The sequence below is a fragment of the Lysinibacillus sp. NPDC047702 genome (assembly GCF_050272555.1).
Taxonomy (GTDB): Bacteria; Bacillota; Bacilli; order Bacillales_A; family Planococcaceae; genus Lysinibacillus.
Window position 1 is genome coordinate 26,518 of record NZ_JBNNMG010000005.1, and the last position, 23,718, is coordinate 50,235.

The 23,718-nt window shown below is 36.9% G+C and carries 23 protein-coding genes; 19 read left to right on the forward strand and 4 right to left on the reverse strand.

Annotation, left to right across the window (positions count from 1 at the left end; translation table 11 throughout):
* Nucleotides 1–177: 177 nt before the first annotated feature.
* From ACQKIM_RS04095 to ACQKIM_RS04140, 10 genes are all read left to right on the forward strand, one after another.
* Nucleotides 178–1,125 carry a carbohydrate kinase family protein gene (locus tag ACQKIM_RS04095; RefSeq protein ID WP_427539454.1) on the forward strand — a complete coding sequence of 316 codons (948 nt, stop codon included), beginning with the start codon at nucleotides 178–180 and terminating at the stop codon, nucleotides 1,123–1,125.
* Nucleotides 1,126–1,144: 19 nt separating this feature from the next.
* Nucleotides 1,145–1,576, forward strand: coding sequence for a protein-tyrosine phosphatase family protein (locus ACQKIM_RS04100; protein ID WP_427539457.1), 432 nt, complete (start codon nucleotides 1,145–1,147; stop codon nucleotides 1,574–1,576).
* 205 nt (nucleotides 1,577–1,781) lie between these two features.
* A complete protein-coding gene (locus ACQKIM_RS04105; protein WP_427539460.1) occupies nucleotides 1,782–1,985 on the forward strand; it encodes a PLDc N-terminal domain-containing protein in 204 nt (67 codons plus the stop codon).
* Nucleotides 1,982–2,875 (forward strand): ATP-binding cassette domain-containing protein, encoded by an 894-nt coding sequence (locus tag ACQKIM_RS04110; RefSeq protein WP_427539463.1) that lies wholly within the window; start codon nucleotides 1,982–1,984, stop codon nucleotides 2,873–2,875. Before ACQKIM_RS04105 ends, ACQKIM_RS04110 begins: the two co-directional genes overlap by 4 nt.
* Nucleotides 2,872–3,654 carry an ABC transporter permease gene (locus ACQKIM_RS04115; protein ID WP_427539466.1) on the forward strand — a complete coding sequence of 261 codons (783 nt, stop codon included), beginning with the start codon at nucleotides 2,872–2,874 and terminating at the stop codon, nucleotides 3,652–3,654. The genes ACQKIM_RS04110 and ACQKIM_RS04115 overlap by 4 nt, the downstream gene beginning before the upstream one ends.
* Before the next feature lie 131 nt (nucleotides 3,655–3,785).
* On the forward strand, nucleotides 3,786–4,079 hold the full coding sequence (locus ACQKIM_RS04120) for a hypothetical protein (protein ID WP_427539469.1): 294 nt from the start codon (nucleotides 3,786–3,788) through the stop codon (nucleotides 4,077–4,079).
* A gap of 236 nt (nucleotides 4,080–4,315) precedes the next feature.
* Complete coding sequence (locus ACQKIM_RS04125) at nucleotides 4,316–4,438, forward strand: hypothetical protein (protein WP_283870306.1); 123 nt, start codon at nucleotides 4,316–4,318, stop codon at nucleotides 4,436–4,438.
* 554 nt (nucleotides 4,439–4,992) lie between these two features.
* Nucleotides 4,993–5,121, forward strand: coding sequence for a hypothetical protein (locus ACQKIM_RS04130; RefSeq protein ID WP_427539472.1), 129 nt, complete (start codon nucleotides 4,993–4,995; stop codon nucleotides 5,119–5,121).
* A gap of 144 nt (nucleotides 5,122–5,265) precedes the next feature.
* Nucleotides 5,266–5,388, forward strand: coding sequence for a hypothetical protein (locus ACQKIM_RS04135; protein ID WP_427539475.1), 123 nt, complete (start codon nucleotides 5,266–5,268; stop codon nucleotides 5,386–5,388).
* A gap of 322 nt (nucleotides 5,389–5,710) precedes the next feature.
* On the forward strand, nucleotides 5,711–6,415 hold the full coding sequence (locus tag ACQKIM_RS04140; protein ID WP_427539478.1) for a CBS domain-containing protein: 705 nt from the start codon (nucleotides 5,711–5,713) through the stop codon (nucleotides 6,413–6,415).
* Between the two features lie 18 nt (nucleotides 6,416–6,433).
* Here the strand turns inward: ACQKIM_RS04140 and ACQKIM_RS04145 are convergent, their stop codons facing one another.
* Complete coding sequence (locus ACQKIM_RS04145) at nucleotides 6,434–7,153, reverse strand: DUF421 domain-containing protein (RefSeq protein ID WP_427539481.1); 720 nt, start codon at nucleotides 7,151–7,153, stop codon at nucleotides 6,434–6,436.
* 316 nt (nucleotides 7,154–7,469) lie between these two features.
* On the opposite strand from ACQKIM_RS04145, the gene ACQKIM_RS04150 reads away from it, so the two are divergent.
* Nucleotides 7,470–8,675 carry an MFS transporter gene (locus ACQKIM_RS04150; protein ID WP_427539484.1) on the forward strand — a complete coding sequence of 402 codons (1,206 nt, stop codon included), beginning with the start codon at nucleotides 7,470–7,472 and terminating at the stop codon, nucleotides 8,673–8,675.
* Nucleotides 8,676–8,742: 67 nt separating this feature from the next.
* Here the strand turns inward: ACQKIM_RS04150 and ACQKIM_RS04155 are convergent, their stop codons facing one another.
* Nucleotides 8,743–9,429 carry a histidine kinase gene (locus tag ACQKIM_RS04155; protein ID WP_427539487.1) on the reverse strand — a complete coding sequence of 229 codons (687 nt, stop codon included), beginning with the start codon at nucleotides 9,427–9,429 and terminating at the stop codon, nucleotides 8,743–8,745.
* Nucleotides 9,430–10,156: 727 nt separating this feature from the next.
* Here ACQKIM_RS04155 and ACQKIM_RS04160 point away from each other — a divergent pair.
* From ACQKIM_RS04160 to ACQKIM_RS04190, 7 genes are read left to right on the forward strand one after another with little or no spacing between them, the layout of a single operon-like run.
* On the forward strand, nucleotides 10,157–12,568 hold the full coding sequence (locus ACQKIM_RS04160) for a Na+/H+ antiporter subunit A (protein ID WP_427539490.1): 2,412 nt from the start codon (nucleotides 10,157–10,159) through the stop codon (nucleotides 12,566–12,568).
* The gene (locus ACQKIM_RS04165; RefSeq protein WP_427539493.1) at nucleotides 12,558–12,980 is read left to right on the forward strand and encodes a Na(+)/H(+) antiporter subunit B; all 423 of its coding nucleotides are present in this window, start codon (nucleotides 12,558–12,560) and stop codon (nucleotides 12,978–12,980) included. The genes ACQKIM_RS04160 and ACQKIM_RS04165 overlap by 11 nt, the downstream gene beginning before the upstream one ends.
* A gap of 3 nt (nucleotides 12,981–12,983) precedes the next feature.
* Complete coding sequence (locus tag ACQKIM_RS04170; protein ID WP_286926359.1) at nucleotides 12,984–13,322, forward strand: Na(+)/H(+) antiporter subunit C; 339 nt, start codon at nucleotides 12,984–12,986, stop codon at nucleotides 13,320–13,322.
* Nucleotides 13,315–14,820 carry a Na+/H+ antiporter subunit D gene (locus ACQKIM_RS04175; RefSeq protein WP_427539496.1) on the forward strand — a complete coding sequence of 502 codons (1,506 nt, stop codon included), beginning with the start codon at nucleotides 13,315–13,317 and terminating at the stop codon, nucleotides 14,818–14,820. Before ACQKIM_RS04170 ends, ACQKIM_RS04175 begins: the two co-directional genes overlap by 8 nt.
* Complete coding sequence (locus ACQKIM_RS04180; protein ID WP_427539499.1) at nucleotides 14,820–15,302, forward strand: Na+/H+ antiporter subunit E; 483 nt, start codon at nucleotides 14,820–14,822, stop codon at nucleotides 15,300–15,302. The genes ACQKIM_RS04175 and ACQKIM_RS04180 overlap by 1 nt, the downstream gene beginning before the upstream one ends.
* Nucleotides 15,302–15,586, forward strand: a complete 285-nt coding sequence (locus ACQKIM_RS04185; protein WP_427539502.1) for a Na(+)/H(+) antiporter subunit F1 — start codon at nucleotides 15,302–15,304, stop codon at nucleotides 15,584–15,586. The genes ACQKIM_RS04180 and ACQKIM_RS04185 overlap by 1 nt, the downstream gene beginning before the upstream one ends.
* A complete protein-coding gene (locus tag ACQKIM_RS04190; RefSeq protein ID WP_427539505.1) occupies nucleotides 15,564–15,923 on the forward strand; it encodes a Na+/H+ antiporter subunit G in 360 nt (119 codons plus the stop codon). The genes ACQKIM_RS04185 and ACQKIM_RS04190 overlap by 23 nt, the downstream gene beginning before the upstream one ends.
* Before the next feature lie 145 nt (nucleotides 15,924–16,068).
* Here ACQKIM_RS04190 and ACQKIM_RS04195 read toward each other — a convergent pair whose 3' ends face one another.
* Both ACQKIM_RS04195 and ACQKIM_RS04200 read right to left on the reverse strand, forming a co-directional pair.
* Nucleotides 16,069–16,770 (reverse strand): response regulator, encoded by a 702-nt coding sequence (locus tag ACQKIM_RS04195; RefSeq protein ID WP_427539508.1) that lies wholly within the window; start codon nucleotides 16,768–16,770, stop codon nucleotides 16,069–16,071.
* Nucleotides 16,771–16,775: 5 nt separating this feature from the next.
* Nucleotides 16,776–19,793, reverse strand: coding sequence for a hybrid sensor histidine kinase/response regulator (locus ACQKIM_RS04200; RefSeq protein WP_427539511.1), 3,018 nt, complete (start codon nucleotides 19,791–19,793; stop codon nucleotides 16,776–16,778).
* A 178-nt stretch (nucleotides 19,794–19,971) separates the two neighbouring features.
* Here ACQKIM_RS04200 and ACQKIM_RS04205 point away from each other — a divergent pair, with 178 nt between their 5' ends.
* Entirely contained in the window at nucleotides 19,972–23,592 is a 3,621-nt protein-coding gene (locus ACQKIM_RS04205; protein ID WP_427539514.1) for a leucine-rich repeat protein, read from the forward strand.
* Nucleotides 23,593–23,718 lie beyond the last annotated feature (126 nt).

The window sequence follows — 23,718 nt, forward strand, 5'->3', positions numbered from 1 at the left end:
GATAGAAGATGACTCAAGTTTTAAGAGAATGATGCTCGCTTTCCTATTTTTCAGAAAACTATAAACACAAGCCCGCCGTTATGGAGGATTAAGGAAAGGCGTCCTCATGAAGTTTCACTTTATGTGACAACTATTTTCATGTTAATCTATAATGAATAGACTTTTGGGAGGACAACAATGACAAAGGATGAGAAGGATTTTATATTAGTCTATGGAGATGCTTTTATTGACTATATTGCTGATGATGTAACAAATACATCTTTTACTAAATATATGGGTGGTGCAACGGTAAATGTTGCGGCAGGTATTAGCCGTATTGGTGCGCCATCTGCATTAATTACCATTACCGGGGATGACGAGGGCTCACAATTTGTGAGAGATGGGCTTGCACAAGAAGGGGTGACTCTGGATTATGCAGTTTTTAACCCTGCAAAACGTGTAAGTGGTGTCTATGTGCATTTAACTGAAGCATGTGAGCGAATTTTTAAAGATTATGTCGATGAGACGCCAGATTTACAAGTAGAAGCGTCTCAATTAAATGAAGTAGCATTTAAACATGCATCTGCGTTAACTGTTTGCTCAGGTACAATGTTCCATCCTACAGCACTTGAAACAACACGTGCTGCGGTTGATATGGCCAAGGAAAAAGGAGCCATTATTGCGATGGATGCGAATATAAGACCTCTACGCTGGAGCAGTGAGGAGATCTGCCGTGAAACAGTTACATCTTTTTTTGAGCAGGTAGATATTTTAAAGGTCACAGATGATGAACTTTACTTCCTCACAGAGACAATAAATTTGGCAGAGGGAATTGAGCATTTAAACAGCTATCTGGTGCCGATTATTTTAGTAACTGTTGGCGAAAATGGCACATATGCGGTATTAAATGGTGAGACTATTCATGTACCGACAGAGAAGGTAGTGCCAGTAGATACTACAGGTGCTGGGGATGCATTTATGGCTGGTGTTTTACGTGATGTTCATTACAATGGTTTACCTACAACAGAAGAGGAGCTTATTCGTTGTGTAAGCTTTGGTAATAAACTAGGTGCTTTAGCGGCAACAAAAGCGGGGGCTTTAACAGCTCTTCCTTATTACGATGATATTAAGCACTTGCTTAAATAATCATGTGGAGCGTGTATAGATGGAGAAGAACTATGATGTGTTAGTGAAGGATCGATTATTTTTCGGTGGGGCAAAGGATGCTGAAGCGGCTTTTGAGCAAGAGTCTGTTGATGTCGTAATAGATGTTAGGGTAAATGGTCTTACCTTAGAAGAACAGAGTGAGTCTTCTTATCTGTACAAGCATTTACCAATAGCTGATGAGGATTTAGAAGTAGCGCCATCTATAAAAAAAGTAGCCAATGAAATCGTTTCTGCCTATGAGAGTGGACAGAAGGTATATTTTCATTGCGGAAGTGGAGGTGGACGAGCAGGTGTTGCAGCCACAGCTATATTGATGGAGCTTGGATTTGCCAGCTCTTTAGAGGAAGCTGAAGCTACTGTAAAGGAAGCCCGTCCACAAGTAACAATCCGTCCAAAAATGGCAGATGCTTTGCAGAAGTTATATAAATAATGAACAGGGAGTACCATAAAATAATTTGGTACTTCTTTTTTTGTGCCAGAAATCTTTTTTGATATATTAATACTATATTATTATTAATAATATCAAAAAAACGACACTTAAATTTACTAAAAATGGAATACCGTTCATTTTGTTCTATACATATTAGAACAAAGTTGTTATAGTATTGATATAACAATAAATTGAGGTGATCAGTATGATAGAGCAGTTAGGGGATATTCCATGGGCAATCATAGCACCACTAATCGTCGTACAATTAATTTTAATGATTGTAGCTCTATTTGACTTAAGAAAAATCCACGCAACGAATGGTCCAAAAATTTTATGGGTTTTTATTATTGTGTTTGTTAATCTACTTGGACCCATTGCGTACTTTATTGTTGGGAGAAAACAAACATGACAACATTGCTTGAAGTAACAGGTCTGACAAAGCAATTTGCAGAGAAGGTCGTAGTGGATGGTATTGATTTCACACTAGAAGAAAATACATCAACAGCTTTGATTGGACCGAATGGTGCAGGAAAAACAACAACATTATCAATGTTAACCGGCCTTTTAAAGCCAACATCTGGAAGTGTAAAGATGCAGAAGGATGAAGTTAGAGCTAACATCGGCTTTTTACCACAATATCCACAATTTCATCCTTGGCTAAGTGCGATAGAGTTTACAGAAATGGCTGCAAAATTAAATGGAGTCTCTACTAAGAATGCAAAAAAGGATGCACAAAAAACGCTTGAATTTGTAGGATTGGGTAATGATTTAAATAAGAAAATTGCCACATTTTCAGGTGGAATGAAGCAACGTCTTGGCATTGCTCAGGCAATTGTGCATAAACCTAAACTACTGTTATTAGATGAGCCTGTTTCTGCTTTAGATCCAGTAGGACGAAGGGAAGTTCTTGATTTATTAAAGGGCTTACAGCAAGAAACAACTATTTTATATTCAACACATATTTTAAATGATGCAGAGGAAATGACAGATCAATTATTATTTTTGCGTGATGGGAAATTAGTAGAGCAAGGAACATTACTGGAGGTACGACAACGCTTTGATGAGCTCCATTTTGTCGTTGAATTTAGCTCCGAAGAAGAAGCAAAACATTTTATTGATCAAAATGAGCTGAAAGGCAAAATCAAGGGCTGTTTTGTATATATAGAAATTATTGATGAGAAGCCAAGTATGCAGCAACTACTACAATATTTAAGTAAGACACCTTATAAAATCCGAAAAGTGGAAAGACAAACGGCATCACTTGAAGAAATTTTTATGAAGGTGGCGAAAAAAATATGAGAGGTTTTAACGTACTTCTGCAAAAGGAATTTAGAGAAGCTTGGCGAAGCAGGAAGTTTTTATGGATACCTCTTGTATTTGTATTACTAGGTATGAGTGATCCACTGACAAACTATTATATGATGGATATATTAAATGCTGTTGGAAATGTACCAGAAGGGTTTGAAATGTTACTGCCAGAGTTAATGCCTGTCGATTTATTACAGGCTTCTATTGGACAGTTTCAAACAATAGGGTTACTGGTGATATTGGCTACTTTTGTTGGAGCAATTAGTAAGGAACGCGCTAATGGAATGGCGACACTCTTATATGTGCGTCCAATTTCATTTGCTGCATATTTTCTAAGTAAGTTCACGGTTTTAAGTGTTATAAGTTTGGTAAGTATTATAGCAGGCTTTACAGGTAGTGTTTATTACACAGTCATTTTATATGGATCAATTGATGCAGCAACACTTCTAGCAAGCTTTTGTACTTATTATGTTTGGTTGCTATTTGTTCTAGCAGTCACACTTCTAATGAGTGCAGCATTTAAAACAACTATTGCTACAGCATTTACGTTCATAGTGATTTTTGTTGGGCAGATTATAGATGCATTGTTGGGCTCATTTTGGACCATCTCACCGTGGAAAATGCCGACATATGGTGTACAGCTTATCCGTGGTACGATGGAAATGTCATATTATTGGTGGAGTATGCTTCTTACGATTATGCTACTTCTAACTTGTGTTGTTTTAGGGATATGGGCCATGAAGAAGAATGCTGCAATGACAAAGATTTAAAGCAATTAAAAAAAGAGTGAGGGGGCTGGCAAATAAAGTGCTAGTCCTTTTCTGTTGTATAGTATATAGTTTTTTAATGGATTTCTAAAAAAATGTAATGATTCAGAGCTTGAATGAAAGGGAGGTGTGAGATGGCATCCATAATCTATTATATAGTACAGGTAGAGAGCAGCTATTATCATGGGTTAAACGATATGCTCATGCTTACTGAAGATGAAGAGCATGCATTTGCTTTTACGAATAGTGAGGCTGCTGAGCAATTAGCCGCTAAAGTTAATGGAACTGTTCTAACAAGAGAAGTCAGCTTTGAAGAACTAGAGGAACTCTCAGCAGACCATTGGACAGAATATAATGCACTGCCAAAAGACGAACGTGACATAATTGAATCCTTTTGCAGCAAACTTCAACTAGGCATAGATGAATAAATTTCAGTGAATCCAGCTCATTTTATCCCTTCAAATAATGTAAATTCACAATTTGTTCAATGAAAGCGTTTTGAATTTGAACAGTTTGTGAAAAACCTCACATAATGCTTTTCTTTTGAAAAAATCGGAGTAGAATAGGAATCAAGTTAGAAGTTGTTATAAAACAGTTAGACAAAAATATTACCAATAGCTTAATTGTTATAATACAAAAAAACAAATTGATGGGGGATTTTACTATGTGGGTTATTACAGTATTTGAGCAAAAAGATGTTCGTATTTTTGAATATACAAATAAAAAGGAAGCTACACAAGCGCTTCAGCATTTTAAGAAAAATGCGGTATTGTCTTACACAAAATAATTTTAACCCTTAGCTATGGTCAAAACATAGCTAAGGGTTTTTTTTCAGTGATTATGCAAATTTCGGAATATATTTTGACGATTTCAATTATTCCTATAAATATACTTGACTTTGTAAATTTCAACATTTATGATGTAGCTAACAATCATAAATAAGTAACTCACTAATCAACTCGAAACATACTCTTTAGAAAACCGACTAAGGTAATAGAGATATCTCATTGATAGTAGGTCTGCTAGACGACTAGAGACTTCTTAATCTTAGAATTAAGGAGTTTTTTTTGTTTTGTTAAAAGGAATATAAATTTTTTTAGGATTAATATGTAATGTTTTGTACCCACTAGTCAACTAGAGGTCCCTTGTTCATTTACTTGATAAGGGACCTTTTCTGTTTATCTTGTAGTAGCTGGGCGTTCAGCAAAATATCAGGATAATAAGCAATCAAATGTGTGGTTAATGGACAATAAAACTAACTGATGAAAGTTGCCATTCAGAGATATAAAGAGAACCCCTTTCTGAATGAAGTTTCAATAGATATGGTAAGGAGGGGTAGGAATGAATGTAAAAACTGAATTCGATGAGATTTATCATATACCTGATATAAGATTTGCTAAATGGTGCGAAATGACATTTTCTGTTAATAGGGGGGTTATAATACTATTGATGAAAGGCTCTTTGATGTAGGCTTTTATCATATTTATGATAGAAGAAAAGCCATTGTAGCATTTTTAGAAAAATATGTTCAGCCAAGTGAAACAACTAAATTCTTTAAGTTTGGTCAAGGAAATCTATCCTTTGCTTTACAGCAATTTAGTACAGAAGAATTAAATGAAAGCATTCAGTGATTTTAGAGAAGATGTGTTAAAGGAGATTGTTGAAAATCTATCAAATATCGGCACAATAATAGTCACTGTTCATAATGGTGATATTACACAATTAGATGTGACATAGAAAAAGCGCTTTGACCGTGTAGAAACGCGGCAGGTGATTCCTAAGCTATCAAGAAAGTAGTTCGCAAACTCTAACGTACAAGGGTATAGATAGAATAATAGAGAAATCATCTAGCAGGCTTAGATTCACATGCCTGCTAGAATTCCTTTATTTTCCATTATATTTACTCCCGACAACGATATTCCTCTCCTTTCTTCCCTGTAGTTCACATGTACCTTTTCTTGGAATCTTAGTCATTTAGGCATATAATGTAGCTATAACTCGAAATTTGTCAAATAACTCGGAAAATATGAAAACTAACATGTGAAGGAAGGTTAGTAAATTGACAATACAAAATTCCGATCGTTTTCTTACAGCATTTAATCGGATAGATCATAGGCTAAGAGATATTGTTGGTGCAAAAGATTTCATGCCCTTTTACCGACTGATTGATCAAGCCAAGAAGAAGGATGTACTAATTCGGAAATACGAAGATGATTTGAGGTCCTATGCAGACTTGAGAAATGCTATTGTACATCATCGAACATCGATGGAATTTGTAATAGCTGAGCCTCATCTTGATGTAGTTGAAAGAATTGAGCATATCGATTCAACAATTGCTAAGCCTACATTGGTTGGTCAAATGTTTCGAAAAAAAGTGCTTGTTTTTCAAGAAAGGGATTCCTTAAAGCATGTATTGAAGGTCATTCGTCAACGTAAATTCACGCAGTTCCCTGTATACCATAAGGATCAATTTAAAGGATTAGTAACGACAGTTGGTATTACTAATTGGTTGGCTACGATGATGGGAGGCAATCAAATTCCAAAACAGATTCCAACCCTACATGATATTTTAATGCATGAAAAAAATCGAGTGAATTACAAATTTGTGAGTAGATACATAACGATTTATGAGGCTGAAGATATTTTTAAGCAAGGTGTGGAGCGTGGTCGACGATTTGAGGCATTATTAATAACTGAGCATGGGAAGCCGCAGCAAAAGCTAATTGGCATCGTTACCCCGCTAGATATTGTGAAAATTGATTAAGCAAGACGATACAAGCTGTTAAGGGCTTGATCGTCTTGCTTTATCCTTTAGACTGATATATAATGAACCGTTTGCTTGAACTTGGGCAAAATAGACATCATCAACTGTTTGGACATTCTGCTTTTTCAGCTTTTTCATTAGCCAGTCTTCTGTTAAATCAAGTTCGACTAGGTTTTCATAAATAAGCTGTCCATCTGAAACCACTTCTGTTGGAATATAGATTGGCGGTGTAACATCAGCCTTCACATCCTGCTTGGTTGCTGGTTGTTCAGCAGGCTTTGGAAGCACACTCAATTTACCGGTAGTTTCAAGCAACGCATATTGAACATCCTGAACCGAGAAAACAGCCTGTTCTCGAAGCATCATTGTTAGCTCATCCATATGCAATCGATTTTTCTTTAAGGCAGATTCTAAAATTAGACCGTTTTGAATAACAATGGTTGGCTTGTCGTCGATTAATACTCGAGCCTTTTTTGACTTAATGGTAATAATAGTCATTAAATAGGTTAACACACTCCACCAAATTAACGCTATAAGACCATCTAAAAAGGGGGTCTCTGCCTGTGCTGCTATTTCAGAAGCAATCGAACCAAATGTAATACCTGTTGTATAGTGGAAGAATGTGAGCTGCCCAAGCTGCTTCTTTCCCAGTACTCTAGCTAAAATAAGTAATGCAAAAAAGGAAAGTGTAGCTCTTAGGATCATTTCCCAAAAATTCACGTGAAAAAATTCGTCCATATTCATACATCCATCAACTCCTTTACACTGCTGTCGGAAATTAGCTTGTGCAAAAAGACCAAGAGTATGCGATAATCATTTATCTTCATTCAGTATATGACTCCCACCTCTACATGTGGTAATATGAATGATGTTTTGGTTTCCTTTTCAGTGGGTGTCCCAACATCCACTGAATGAAGATAAAGCCTCCGGTGGATGTCACGGATTTTCAAAGGAATGAATTGTGTAGGCACAATTCAAAATCCGGACGCAATTACGCCAAGGCGAAATTGATTATTATCGTAATTTGAGAAAAATTAGAAAGTGGGTGTGCAGCATGAACAAGTCAGTAGAAAATGTTAATAATCCAATCTATCCTATTATGATTGCAATAGCTGTTGCCCATCTTATTAATGACACGATGCAGGCGGTAATACCAGCGATGTTCCCAATATTCAAGAGTGATTTAGGTTTAACCTTTACACAAATTGGACTAATTTCATTTGTTTTAAATATGTTCGCTTCTGCATTACAGCCAGTGGTGGGCTTTGTTAGTGATAAAAAGCCAATGCCTTATGCTTTGCCAATTGGTATGATAAGTTCATTCATAGGTATTGCTATCATTGCATTTACAACCCAATATTGGGTAATTATTATATCAGTATTATTTTTAGGCTTTGGCTCAGCTATATTTCATCCAGAAGGTTCTCGTGTTTCATTTATGGCAGCAGGCTCTAAAAGAGGGCTTGCACAATCGATTTATCAAGTGGGTGGTAACTCAGGTCAAGCACTGGCACCATTGATTAGTGCCTATATTTTTAGTGTTTTTGGTCAACGCGGTGCCGCAATGGTATTAGTTGTAGCTGCGATTGGTATCGTTGTATTAAGTAAAATAGCTGCATGGTATAAAAAGAAGTTAGAGCAGGAACGTCTAGCAAAGAAAAAGCGTGTATTAGTATCCACCTTACCTCCATTAACAAAAAATCAAGTGGGTATTGCGCTGACGTTATTATTTACTATTATTTTTGCACGATCATTTTATACAACCAATATTACAAGTTTTTATGTATTTTATTTAATGGATCATTATGATGTTAGCCTTCGACTTGGGCAAATTCTTATTTTCAGCTTTATGGCATTTGGTGTTATTGGAACATTTTTCGGCGGTTCATTATCTGATCGAATTGGTAGAAAGAATGTTATATTATTATCCGTTATTGTACCAATGCCATTCTGTCTAGCTCTTCCATATGTTCCTTTATGGACAGCTATGATATTCTTAGTGATTATTGGTACACTCATTATGATTAGCTTCTCAGTGACAGTTGTATACGCACAGGAGCTAGTCCCTTCAAAAATTGGTACAATGGCTGGTTTAACAACGGGCTTTGCTTTCGGTATGGGAGCAATTGGAGCTATGGTCATTGGTGTTTTAATGGACCATAAGGGAATTGATTTTACGATGATGGTCGTTTCCTTGTTGCCTTTATTGCTATTAGTAGCCTTTTTCTTACCAAAGGATAAACCTGCGTCAGCAGTATAAAAACTAAAACGCGTCTCAAAATTTTAAAGAACCTGGAAAGGACATTTAAAATTTGAGAACGCGTTTTTTATTGTCGTAATGGTGATAAAAACTCTGCTGGTAGATTTTCTTTATCTATAACGTAGCCCTCTGATATATGAACTTCATGCATTTTATCGTTATAGGTAAATTTAAAAATGCCATTGTCAAAGTCGGTGCCAATTTCTTTAAAGAAAATACCCTCAATCGATACATATTTCGGACATGTAAATGCTACTTTAAAGCTTTCATGCTCTTTGATTAAATAAGCGCGTACGCCTTTCTCATATATGTCATTAGCATCATCATCAGTTGGGCGCTGAACAGCAACTATATGGAAGTCGACAAAGGGAACCTCTTTTAACAGTACGTTTAAGAATGAGCCTTTTGTGATTTCTTCCCAACGACTCTGCGCACTTTGACCTACAATTATTTGTGATATTCCAAAATTCTTTGCTACTTCTGCGATAACTTTTTGTATAGGGCGTTTTTCATCATCTAATAAAATGAATTTTTCAACATCTAGCTCATCCGATAGCTTTTTCCATTGCTCAATATAGCTAGATTTTTCTGCATCAAATGCATCAAGGGGCTGCGAATCTACAGAAAGAATATAGAGTGGGCAATCTAACATTGTGGCCATTTTATGTCCACGGCGTATTAAGCGTTCCCCGTTAAGCCCGTAATAAACACAAACTAAAATACTTTCGTCTAAACGCCCTTTCACATGCTTCATAAAAAATTTACACCTCTTATCTTGTTGTTATTTTGTTATTTCCACTGTCAATTTTGAAAAAATTATCCTAAAACAGCTAAAATTGATGCTGTTACAGTGCATTATGCTCATTTATATTGTATACTTAAAAATGTATAAAAGTTAATGACAATATATCGAGAAAGCCTTGAGAGATTGAGTTTATATCTATAACTCACAGGTATTTTATTTATGCATTTTGTGCATTTAAACGAATTGTCTCTATATGCCACACTATTATGCAGTGAGTTAAATAGATAGTCAAGTCTCTCGGTATTCCTTAGTAAAATTGCGTTTAATTTTAATAAGCTTCCATTTTAAAATAACCTTAGTTACCAACTCTAAGTTCCCCTAGTTTTTTCTTACAGCACTACCATAAAAGCTTACTGAATCATAAATTAAGTTGCAATAAAAAATCCTAATTCTCACTGTTAATTCATCAAATCATGATATCTTCTAAAACCCCTTAAGGATTATTCAAAGGAATTTCTGATATATTCGTTTAGCTTTACTATATTCATAACAGCATTTTTTCAGCAGGTAATGAATACTAGCTGAAATAAAAAAAGCGTCCTCAATTACGTATTTGATTTTGATTGTTAAGTAATAAAGCGTACTATCTTCATCAGATTAGGGAATACTTTATTATCGGCATCATTATAATCAATCAACAGTCTGCAGGACGAATTCGATAGTAGGAGGTTTTCATTTGGTTACAGTTCTTATTGCAATACTTTTTCCATTTGTCTGCGCTGCGCTTATTCCACTTCTTTATAGGCGACTGAGGCGTGTTGCACATCTTGGCTGGTTTGTGTTAGCCGTTCCATTCATCTTGTTTCTTTTACTCGCTCGCTCTATTCCTCAAATTGCCGAGGGTAAAACGTTTATTTATACATATGAGTGGATTCCCTCTTTTAATATAAATTTCACAACATACCTAGACGGTCTCAGTATGATTTTTGGCTTACTGATTACTGGTGTAGGTAGTTTGGTTATTTTATATTCTATTTTTTATTTATCAACGAAAGAATCTCTTCATCACTTTTACTGCTATCTATTACTATTCATGGGCGCTATGCTTGGCGTCGTTTTTTCAGATAATTTAATGGTATTATACACGTTTTGGGAATTAACAAGCGTGTCATCATTTTTGTTAATAGCATTTTGGCATCACCGAAAGGCATCCCGAGCTGGTGCTAGAAAAGCCATGACAATTACTGTTTTTGGTGGCCTATCCATGCTAGCTGGTTTTTTAATGCTTTTTGTGGCTTCAGGATCATTTAGTATTCGTGAAATTGTAGCCAATGTTGAAGTAATACGTGATCATACACTGTTTACGCCAGCATTAATCCTTATATTAATAGGTGCTTTTACAAAGTCAGCACAATTCCCATTCCATATTTGGCTACCTGATGCAATGGAGGCACCAACTCCAGTCAGTGCTTATTTACACTCCGCAACTATGGTAAAGGCCGGAATCTATTTAGTTGCACGTTTTTCCCCTGTATTTGGCGGTGAGGCCATTTGGTTCTGGCTTGTTAGTGTGGTTGGTCTTGCAACATTATTCTGGGGCTCATTTAATGCCGTACGCCAAACGGATTTAAAAGCCTTATTAGCCTTTTCAACAATTAGTCAGCTTGGGTTGATTATGAGTTTATTTGGCCTAGGATCGGTTGGTCATTATTACGGCTATGCTGAAAATACTATTATTTATACGCAGGCAAGCTTTGCGGCGTTATTTCATCTTGTCAATCACTCCACTTTTAAGGGTGCACTCTTTATGATGGTAGGGATTGTCGATCATGAGGTGGGGACACGTGATATACGCCGTCTTGGTGGCTTAATGGCGTTGATGCCTGTAACGTTTACAATTGCCGTAATTGGTGGTTTTTCGATGGCTGGATTGCCACCATTTAATGGATTTTTAAGTAAAGAAATGTTTTTTGCCGCAATGCTGGCTATTCGTAATGTAGAAGCCTTTTCAATTACTGATGTAGGGCTATTATTTCCGATTATCGCTTGGGTGGCGAGTATTTTTACATTTGTCTACAGCTTAATTTTAATAAGTCGCACGTTCTTTGGAAAATTACAGCCAGATAAGATTGATAAAAAGCCACATGAAGCGCCAATTGGTATGCTAGTTTCGCCAATTATCCTAAGCATCCTTGTAGTGGGAATCTTCTTCTTCCCGAATATGCTAGGACATTATATTTTAGAGCCCGCAATGGCAAGTATATATCCAACTTTCCCGTCAACAAGTGAGCTAACACCGCATATTCATGCATGGCATGGCATAAATGCAGAGCTATTAATGACACTAGGAGTAATCATTATTGGGGCTATATTATTTAAAACGTTAAAAAGCTGGAAGCCTTTATATCGAATATTCTCTCAAAAGTATACGTTTAATACGTATTACAATCGTCTCATTGAAATGAGCGAAAATGGCTCAGCAAGGCTGACTAATCGCTATATGACAGGTAATTTAACTCATTATTTTATCTATATATATGTATTTTTTGTAGCGCTTATTGCGGGCTACTTTATTTGGTCGGATGCTATTGCATTTGATTTTGCTAAGGATTCTACAATTGAGTCCTATGAGCTGATTCTAGTGTTTGTAATGATGTTCGCAGCAGTATGGATGATTTTCGCAAAGGGTCGTGTGACGGCAATGTTGTTAAATGGTGTGCTTGGTTATTCAATTGCCTTTTTCTTTGTTATTTTCCGTGCTCCTGATTTAGCGTTGACGCAATTAGTTGTTGAATCTGTGACGACAGCTTTGTTTCTCCTATGTTTTAAATATTTACCTGATTTAATGCCCGAATCAGCACATAAAAAGGTCCAATGGTCAAATGCCACAATATCTATTTTAGTTGGTGCTACCGTTACACTGGTGGGCTTGGCCGTAGTTCACTTTGATCGCTTTGAGCCTGTTGCTACTTACTTTAATGATGCTTACGAGCTTGCAGGAGGCTCGAATATTGTGAATACGATACTGGGCGATTTCCGGGCATTTGATACGATGCTAGAGGTTGTCGTTCTTCTAATTGCTGGCTTAGGCGTGTATACACTCACGAAGCTAAAGCCACGAAAGGAGAAGACTGACCATGAAAATTAATGACGTTATTTTACGTACAATAACTAAAGCAGTCGTATTCATTATTTTAACCCTAGGCGTTTATTTGTTCTTTGCAGGGCATCATGCTCCAGGTGGTGGCTTTATAGGTGGTCTCGTACTTGCCTCGGGTATTGTTCTGTTGTATCTAGCCTATGATATTGAAACCGTGCATAAAGGAATGCCGTTTGATTTTAAAAAAATGGCGGCGCTAGGAGTATTACTTGCTACAGGAACGGCTATTGGATCACTATTTTTTGATGTGCCATTTTTAACACAGGCACATACCTATATTGATGTTCCGATATTTGGGAAAATGGGCTTTTCAACTGTCACCATTTTTGAGGCTGGTGTAGCGTTAACGGTTGTAGGTGTTGTAGTGACAATTATTTTAAGTATAAGTGAGGATGAGTAGCCAATGGAATCTTTAATACTTGTGTTAGTTGGTGTATTAGTAGCTGTTGCGACGTACTTAATCCTCTCGAAACAGTTATTGCGTGTAATTTTAGGAACTGCAGTTTTATCACATGCAGCCCATCTCCTAATTTTAACGATGGGCGGGCTAAAAAAAGGGGATGTACCACTTTTAGGAGAATCAGAAGGTCCCTATACAGATGCACTGCCTCAAGCGTTAATTTTAACTGCAATCGTTATTAGCTTCGCAGTGACAGCATTTGTGCTTGTTCTTGGCTACCGTGCCTATAAAACAAATGGTTCAGGGAATTTTGACGAATTGAGAGGTACGCCGGATGAGTAATATGATTGTTTTACCATTAATCGTACCTGTTATTACGGCAATATTGTTAGTATTTTTACGTGAACATATTATCTTGCAGCGCATTATTAGTGTATTAACATTAAGCTTTGTGGTTTTGATTGGTATTGTGCTATTGATAGCTATTCAGGAGCAGGGTGTGTTGCGGATCGATTTTAGCGGATGGGGGCCACCGTTTGGTATTCTATTTGTTGCAGATTCATTTGCCGTTTTACTTGTTTTAATAGCGAATATTGTCGCAGTAATTTGTGTGCTATATGCCTTGTTTACGATTGGCAACAGCTATGAAAAAATGTATTTCTATCCGTTCGTCTTACTTATGGTAGCAGGAGTCAATGGTTCATTCTTAACAGGGGATATATTTAATCTGTTTGTGTGCTTTGAGGTAATGTTACTGGCCTCATATGCACTTATAAGTTTAGGTGGCGATAAAATCCAGCTTCGCGAGGCATTAAAATATGTACTTATTAATATTGTGGCCTCTTGGATTTTCTTAGTAGCATTAGCCTTTTTATATGGAACTGTTGGAACATTAAATATGGCACATATTTCTGTTCGTGTAATGGAGGCTGGGGCAGATCCTGTTATTACAACTGTTGCTCTGATTTTCTTAATAGTCTTTAGCTTAAAGGCAGGTTTATTATTGTTCTTCTGGTTACCTGGCTCATACAGTGTACCACCTACAGCAATTGCTGCACTTTTTGCTGCGTTATTAACAAAGGTGGGCATTTATGCGCTCGTTCGCACCTTTACTTTGCTATTTCCAAACAATCCGGATGTTACACATACTGCACTCGGAATTATGGCAGGGCTTACGATAATTGCTGGGTGTATGGGTGCATTGGCAGGACGAGATGTACGAACTATTGCATCTTATAATGTCCTCATTGGTGTTGGATTTATAGTAGCTGGTCTTGCGATTGGTACAGAGTCTGCGCTACAAGGAGTAACCTATTATTTAATGCATGATATGGTAGCGAAAGCTATGCTATTTTTGGCAGTAGGTATGATGATTTATGTTACGGGTGAAACGTTAATAGATAAAATGAGCGGGCTGATTCGAAATTATCCTCTTTTCGGCTGGTTATTCTTTATTGTCATGTGTTCACTTGCTGGTATACCGCCATTAAGCGGTTTTTTAGGCAAGGTTTTAATTGGACAAGGTGCGATAGAAGGCGGGAATTTTATCCTGTTGGGTCTAGGGTTTTTATCAAGTTTAATTGTCTTGTATTCCCTTCTACGAATCTTTCTTTCCTCATTCTTTGGAGAAACAATTATTAGTCTAGAAGATGAGAAGCCGTTACCGAAACGCATTGTCTTGCCGTTAGCATTATTGGCAGTTTGCACAATTGCTTTAGGGATTGGAGCTGAGTGGATGGCGCCATACGTAACAGATGCAGCAGAAACACTTTATACGCCATCGATTTATATTGATGCTGTGTTAGATGGAGAAGCTTGGCAGGGTGAGGTGAGTAAATAATGGCAATGCAATTTATTTTAAATTTATTTATCGCAGCACTTTGGTTATTGCTACAAGATGAGGTGGTCCCGCAGTTTTCCACATTTTTAATTGGCTTTATTGTAGGTATTGGAATTTTGTATGCGTTGCATCGCTTTTATGGCACACAATTTTATTTGCGACGTGTGTTTTCCATTATTAAATTACTATGGCTCTTTAATTGGGAGCTACTATTATCGAGCTACAGCGTGTTAAAACAAATAACTACGCCAAGACTTACGATTACCCCTGGCATATTTACGTACAAAACTGTTCTAAAGGGAGATTGGGAAGTAACAGCACTTGCGTTGCTACTCACACTTACTCCAGGATCAGTAGTGATGGAGGTTTCTGAGGAGGGTGACGTGTTCTATATTCATGCAATGGACATTGAACAATCGAAGGATGCTGTCATTCGTTCTATAGGTAAATTTGAACAAGCAATAATGGAGGTGACACGTTAATGATTGAAAATATTTTGCTCTTAGCTTTAGCTTTATTTAGTGTTTCTATCGCGCTGTCACTGTATCGTGTTATTCGAGGACCATCGATGCCCGACCGTGCTATCGCTCTTGACACAATTGGTGTACATTTATTGTCAGCAATCGCCATCGTGTCGATTGTATTGAAAACAAAGGCATATTTAGAAGCAATTTTGATATTAGGTATTTTAGCATTTATCGGTACAATCGCTTTTACAAAATATATCGAAAGAGGTGTGATTGTTGAACGTAAATCAAATGATTGAATGGGCGGCTGTCATCCTCATTTTGATTGGCTCGATTGTAAGTGTTATTAGTGCATATGGGATGATCCGTTTACCTGATGTTTACACGCGCTCCCATGCTGCAACGAAAAGTTCTACGCTATCGGTATTAACATGTTTATTAGGTGCATTTATTTATTTTTGGGTACATGATGGATTTGTAAGTGTACGTTTAATATTAGGTATCCTTTTCGTCTTTGTAACAGCTCCTGTAGCAGGGCACTTAATTTGTCGTGCCGCCTATCGCTCTCGAGTTCCTTTGGCTGAGGGCTCTGGTGAGGATGAACTGAAGCCCAAGCTGTTTCCAGAAGAAAAATAGAAAGAAGACTGTTTGCCAAAGCAAGCAGTCTTTTTTCTATCGGTGGATAGAGGATTTAAAGTGCTGGATAATTGTGCTGAATTGGTGGATTAAATTCCCGAAATCGTAGATAGAACCACAAAACGAAAGGATAGCGCTATTACGATTAATATTGAAAAACTAATTGATAGCCAGCACCTCTTGCCATCACAATTTTAGCTGGTTGTCCTGGAATTGCATCTAGCTTTTTTCTTAAATTGCTAATATGAACACGTAATGCCTGTGTTTGCCCAATGCTATCCTCATCCCAAATACGTCGATATAGCTCAGCAGATGGGAAGGCTTGATGACTATGCTGTGCTAAAAAGAACAAAATTTGAAATTCCTTTGTTGATAAGGCGAATACAGTATCACCAGTTGAAACTTTTCCTGAATGAATATGAAAATGTAATGTATGAATAATTTTAGTAGAATCATGTTCCATCGACATCAAGGATTTCATAGGATATCGTCGTTCGTATAGTCGCTCAATCGTTTTCAATAATCGGTCATAATCAATTGGTTTTAAAATATAGTCTGTAGCCTGTACATCAAATGCTTCTAAGGCATAATGCTCATACGCTGTCACAAAGACAATATCTATTTGATGTGAGGCATCCTCTATTTTAGAAGCAAGTTCAAGACCAGTCATTTCAGCCATTTCAATATCTAAAAACAGAATATCAGGCTTTAATGTATCAATATTTGTTAATGCCTCTTTTGGATTTAGGAAGGTTCCTATAATCTCAATAGAGCAGCTTGCCTTTAGCATGGATTCTAATAAACGAATGGCTAAAATTTCATCATCTATAATGATTGCTTTTAACAAGATACTCATATCCTTTCTATTGAAATAATTGGGAAATGAATTTCAACAGTTGTCCCTTTATTTTCAAGGCTTTCAAAATGGATCGTAGCATTTTCGAATTTTTTTAATCGTTTAGAAATATTTACAAGGCCAATTCCTTGACTAGCGGTTGTTTCACCATTTTGAATTTGCTGCAAAAGCTTTGGTGATATGCCAATGCCATTGTCTGTAAGCTGAAAAATCAACATTTGCTGCTCTTGCTTAATCAATAATTGCAGCCTACCACCCTCTTTTTTTGCCTTCAGCCCATGAAGAAGTGCGTTCTCCACTAAAGGTTGAAGCAGGAGCGGGGGGATTAGACACTGAATAGGCTCATCCATGCAAATTTCCCATTCTAACTGCTCAGGATATCGCATGCAATGAATATTTATATATGCCTCTATGAGACTAAGCTCTTTTTCTAAAGGAACAAGACTATTGGCATTTTCAAAGGCAAAGCTATTGCGTAAAAAGATAGCAAAATTTGTAATCATTGTACGCGCCTGCTCCAAATCTAAATAGCTAAGCGATAAAATTGAATTTAGTACGTTGTAAACAAAATGCGGTTTAATTTGAGCCTGTAAAAAGGCAGTTTCCATCGCAATTGCTGTTTCTGCTGAATCCTTTAGTAAAATTAGATTGCGTACACGCGTTTTGAGCTCTACTATATCGAGCGGCTTATGTAAAAAATCATTCGCTCCTGATTGAAAGGCTGCAATCATATCCTCTGGACGCATGGCCGCTGTTAACATTAAAATGGGTAGCTCTGTAGAGGTATAATTTTGTCTAATCTGCTGACAAACCTCATAGCCAGAAATAGTAGGCATCATAATATCTAAAATTAATAAATCAATATCAGGATGCTGTGTGACCTGATCAAAGACATGCTGCCCTTTATCAACAGCAATAATAGAGTAGTTTTCCTGTGTCAGAATATCAATTAATACTTTTAGATTAACAGCATCATCATCCACGATAAGAATTTTTTTCCCCCCAATATTTTCAACAATATGTGGGAATGTCAGGAAAGGGTGTCGATAGGTTTGTATGGGTGTTATTTGTAATTCTTCATGTTTCGGCTGTGCTTTTAGCAGTTTAACAGAAAATGTCGTACCTTGACCGACAATAGAATATACACTGATTTTGCCGCCTTGCCGTTCTACAAGTTCCTTTGTAATGTGCAAACCTAATCCAGTACCATCAACAGAACGGCTTAATTGCTGAAATGGGCTAAAAATTGTTTTTAAGTTTTCGGGTGCAATGCCGCATCCAGTATCTTTAATGTCAATCACTAGAAATGCCTGCTCCTCATAGCAAGTAATATCGATTGTTCCTTTATTTGTATACTTCACTGCATTATGAATTAAGTTATAGAGAATTTGTCGAAGTCGATTTTCATCCGCATGGACAAAGCGTCCACGTTCAATATGATTATAGATTTTTACATCTTTGCTAATTGTATAGGACAGCACTTCCACAGTCATATGTGTAGTCGCAAATAAATCGACAGTTGTCAACTGCAATGCTAGTTCATTCTCCTTTAATTTAGAAAAATCGAGTATATCGTTAACCAAATAGGAGAGGCGTTCAGCGATATTAAAAATAAGTGTTACTTTCTCTTTCTGTTCTACAGCTAAATCAGGCTTGCTATTGTCATTCAGCATAGATTGCGAAATTCCAATAATGCCATGCAAAGGTGTTTGGAATTCATGAGATGTTTTAGCAAGGAATTCGTCTTTTAATTGATCTACACGTATAAGTGCCTCTGTTAGTTTACCTTTTTCTAAATATGAATCTGCAAAACGATGTGAAATATATAAAGAAAGCATTGTTAAACAAATAAATGGCAGCAAGGGCGGCAAGGCATTCAATTCAAGATTAATATGTGTATTTAATGTAGCAACGATAAAATAAAGCAGAATGGCTAACGAGCTTATTATTAAATACATAACACCAGGAACACGTCGGTAGATTGCGATAATTTGTACATAGAAAATATAAATGATATTGACAAATACATATAAGGAATTAACGTTTTGTAATTTAGAATTAATGGATGCTGGCAGTATCATAAATAACATCATGAATATACCTATAATAGATAGTACCTTTACCACCCAATAATTCATATATTGTGGCAAGGCGCGATAAAAATAGAGCAAAATAGAAAGACCAACAAAGACACTAGAAGCCATTTGTATACTTTGAAACGGTACATAGTTCATATCGACAAGGGCTAGTAGCAGCTTTTCGCCATGCGTAAGCGTGTAAAGCGCACTTGCAAAACAAAATAACGCAAAATAAAGCTGCTCAATCCCTAATTTAGAATAAAGATAAGAGCCAAAAAAGTAGATAAACATAGTTAAAAAAGCTGCTAGTGTAATTAAATCGTAGAATAATGCACTTTCACGAAGCTTTGTAATACTAGTTTGATCCCCCAAAAAAATGGAGCTAATAATACCCCCTCCTGGTGCATAATCAAAATTTGCTACATGCACAATCAATTCCAGTTCATTTTGATCAGGCGAAAAATAAGCAGTATACGGCGTATTGTGCGGTATATAGCGGGCATTCTCAGTAGGCTCTCCGCTTTGTCCAATTCGATGTCCATTGATATAGATTGCATTGGACATGCGAATGACGTTTGTTTTAATTCCTAAAATATCCTTAGGATCATTTACTAAAATTTTAAGTCGATAAGTTCCACTTGCGAATGAGGGGAGCGGTTGTCCATCAATTGTATATTTAGTCCATCCTGAAGGAACATCTACGAGATAGCTTGGATAGGTATCAAAGTTCGAACCATCAACCAAACGATTCGGAATAAATGCCCACACGCCATCTAATTTGATAGGAGCATTATCGTTAAATATATGATGACGCAAATCCATCACGCCTTTAACCGCTAGTGGTCCATGGGATTTAGTTTGGGATAAGGGAAGAATAACGCCTGCTAGCAGCAGTGCTCCGATAATAAATGCGAACAGTATTGATAATTTTTTCATCCTTAAAAACCCCCTAAACCTTCATTGACTCACTCACTTGACACGGTTTTAGTTGGATTATACAAGATAGATTCCTTTATTAATAGATGCAGGCTGAACGTTAAGAAATCTTAACGCCAAGAAAACTCATGATTCTTTTATACTAAGTAAAACAACACATGAAAGAGGAGGTTTATAGATGATAAAAAAATGGAGTAGCGTCTTCATCATCGTGGTACTTATTTGGTCACAGCTAGGGGTATTATCTCCTAAAGCTGATGGTGGATTCCTAACAGAAACGAATCCAGATGGTTTAACTATTATTGGATATGCAGGACTAATCCCAGATGGAAACTTAGTTATTCCACGCACACTACAGGATGGTGGTGTTGAAAAAAAAGTAACAGTAATAAAAGAGGGTGCTTTTGCAAATCGTCTATTAACATCCTTAACTTTTGAACCAGCCTCTGAGTTAAAGGAAATAGGAATGTCAGCCTTTAGTAGCAATACATTAGGGAGTGTCCAAATCCCTGCTTCTGTTCAAAAGATAGGAGATGGTGCCTTTGCAAATAATCAAATAACATCCTTAACATTTGAATCAGCTTCTAACTTAGAGGAAATAGGATTAGTAGCTTTTATGAACAATACATTAGGAAGTGTCCAAATCCCTGCTTCTGTTAAAAAGATAGGTAACCATGCCTTTTTTATGACTCAACTAACGTCCTTAACGTTTGAGCAAGCCTCAAAGTTAGAGGAAATAGGGATGTCAACTTTTGCATACAATGCTTTAGGGAGTGTCACAATTCCTTCTTCCGTTCAAAAGATAGGCAACAATTCTTTTGAAAATAGTCAACTGACATCATTAATGTTTGAGCCAACTTCTAATTTAAATGAAATTGGAGATAGTGCCTTTTTGTTAAATCAAATTGAGTCTATCACGATTCCATCAAGTGTAGAAAAGATAGGCGTGAGTTCTTTTTCGCAGAATAAATTAACAAACCTTATTTTTGAATCAGGAAGTCCTATAGACATAGGCATAAGCGCATTTTTAATAAATGAACTGGAAAGCATTATTTTCCCATCTAATATAAAAACGATTGGCGGTTCAGCCTTTTCATTTAATAAATTAAAGAAAATAGAATTTAAACAACCAACAAATCAAGAAGTGACAATTGATCCTATGGCATTTCAATTTCAAAATGGTGACATAAATACTACTCAGTGGTTTATAAACGGTAATGGCCAATCACTATGGAATCAACAAACTGTAACAACAGCCCTAAAAGTTTACTCTACACCACAAACACCGTATGAAGTAACCTTTGAAACATATGAGGGTAGTGCAGTAGAAAAAGAAGATGTTATAGATGGAGAGCTTGTAACGAAGCCAACTGATCCAACAAAGGATGGTTATATTTTTGATGGTTGGTATCGTGAGGACTTCCAAACGCCATGGAATTTTGCAACTGATACAGTAACAGAGCCTGTAACACTGCATGCAAAGTGGCTATCAGCAAGTCCATTTACTACATCCGACAATGGTGATGGAACAGTAACGGTTACAGGCTATACAGGGCAAGTGCCAATAGATTTGGAAATACCATTTGAAATTAATGGCAAAAATGTAACGGTTATAGGGGCTGGCGCTTTTAAGAAGAAAGGGTTAACAAATGTAACTATTTCAGAAGGTATACAAGAAATTAAAGTATCTGCTTTTTCAGAGAATCAGTTAACCAACTTAATCATGCCCTCCACAATGAAGAAAATTGGTTATAGTGCCTTTTCGGAAAATCTATTAACATATGTAGATATCCCAGAAGGAATCGAAGAAATCGGTAGTAATGCATTTTTAATGAATAAATTAACAAATGTCAAGATTCCATCAACACTTAAAAAGATTAATGGGGCAGTCTTTGCAGAAAATGAATTGACGAGTGTAGAGATTCCAGAAGGTGTGCAGGAAATTGACGGACCAGCCTTTGCTTCAAATAAATTAACAAGTGTCACAATTCCATCAACAATCACAGCAATAGGTATTTCAGCATTTCGAAGTAATAACTTAGAAACAGTTGAGTTTAAGGGGGCTGTGGATAGTATAGACGAATCAGCTTTTAGTGAACAAACTGTAATACCAACATTTACAGGTTGGTACACAGATCAATCTATGCAGCCATCTGTACTATGGAATGGCACTATACCACAGGCAATGACAATTTATTCAGTAGGTTTCCCAGCATATATCGTCTCATTTAATTCAAATGGAGGCAGTGATGTAGCACCGAAAACCGTGACGCAGGGTGAAGGCGTATCTGCACCTACTGTACCGATAAAATCAGGCTATACATTTGTAGGTTGGTATAAAGATGGTGCATTGCAAACACCGTGGAATTTCCAAACTGATAAAGTAACAGGAAATATTGCACTTTATGCAAAATGGAATGCTATATCAACACCGAATGTAACATCGCCATCAGTGCCAGATTCAACACCATCAATGCCATCTACAACTAATCAAATTAAGGTAGATGTAGTGGATGCGAGTAATCCCAATGCAGTGCTCGTACAAACAGTTATTACACGCGACAATAGTGGTGGTGTAATAAAGGATACAGTGAACTTTACACCTGCGAATGCAAGAGAGTCGATTGATAAACTAGCAAATAAGGAGAATAAAAAATCACGTATCGTTATTCCTGATGAACAGCAACAAGTAAGTGAAACAACTGTAGGTATTGCAAGAGAGGCAGCACGACTGCTAGCAGAAGGGCAAGCAGGCTTAGGGATTGATATGGAAACAGTGAAGTTGGATATTCCTGCATCCTCTTTAGCGAATTTCGACAATGATTTTTATTTCCGTGTAGTGCCAGTCAAAGTACAGGCAACAAAGCAGCAATTAGAAGAACATGCGAAAACAGAGGTAAATGTACAACAACTAACAAACAGTGCAACAATCACATTACTCGGACAACCAATGACGATTGAAACTAATATGCAGAATCGACCAGTAACATTGACATTGCCGTTACCAAAGGATGTCACACAGGAGCAGCTCGCGAATTTAGCAATCTATATCGAACATAGTGATGGCACAAAAGAGGTAGTACGTGGGATAATAGTGGATTTCAAGGAAGGAACAAAAGGTATCCAATTCGAGGTAACAAAATTCTCTACATTCTCAATTTTATATGCACCTATGAAAAAGGAGCAGCCAAAAGAGGAAGTAAAAGCGGAGGAAGAAATTACACTAGAAGAGCCTGTGTCTGAGCCATATATTAAGGGCTATCCAGATGGTACATTCCGTCCAGAGGCATTTGTAACACGTGCTCAAATGGCAAGTATGTTGGCGCGTCATCTAACAGGCAATTTAATTCCAGAGGCAACAGCGACATTTACAGATACAACAAAGCATGATGCCAAGGATGCGATTGAATTTGTGAAGGAAACAGGCTTATTTAAAGGCACAACAGCAACAACATTTAACCCAAATGGCTCTATCACACGTGCACAAATGGCTACAGTGGTTGCACGATGGTTAGCAGAAAATGGGGAAGTGAACAAGTCTCAGGCAAAGGTATTTAAGGATGTAAAAACTAACCACTGGGCAGCTGAAGCGATTGCGGTAGTTAGTGCACATGGCATTATGACGGGTACAGCTAAAGATACGTTCAATCCAGATGGTTATTTAACAAGAGCACAAGCAGTAAAAGTATTAAATCGCTTATTTGAACGTTCAGTTGCGTCAACAGAACAAACGCCATTATTCACAGATGTTTCAAGCAACCACTGGGCATTTGATGAGGTTCAAGCAGCAGCACAATAATCAGAGGAAAGCTGTCTTTATAATAATAGATAGGCTTTTAGAAATCGGCAAAATTTGTTTGGATTAAACTAGAATAGAGATCAGCAGGTTATTTAGTGCATGTGGGAGATATAGATCTCCTACATG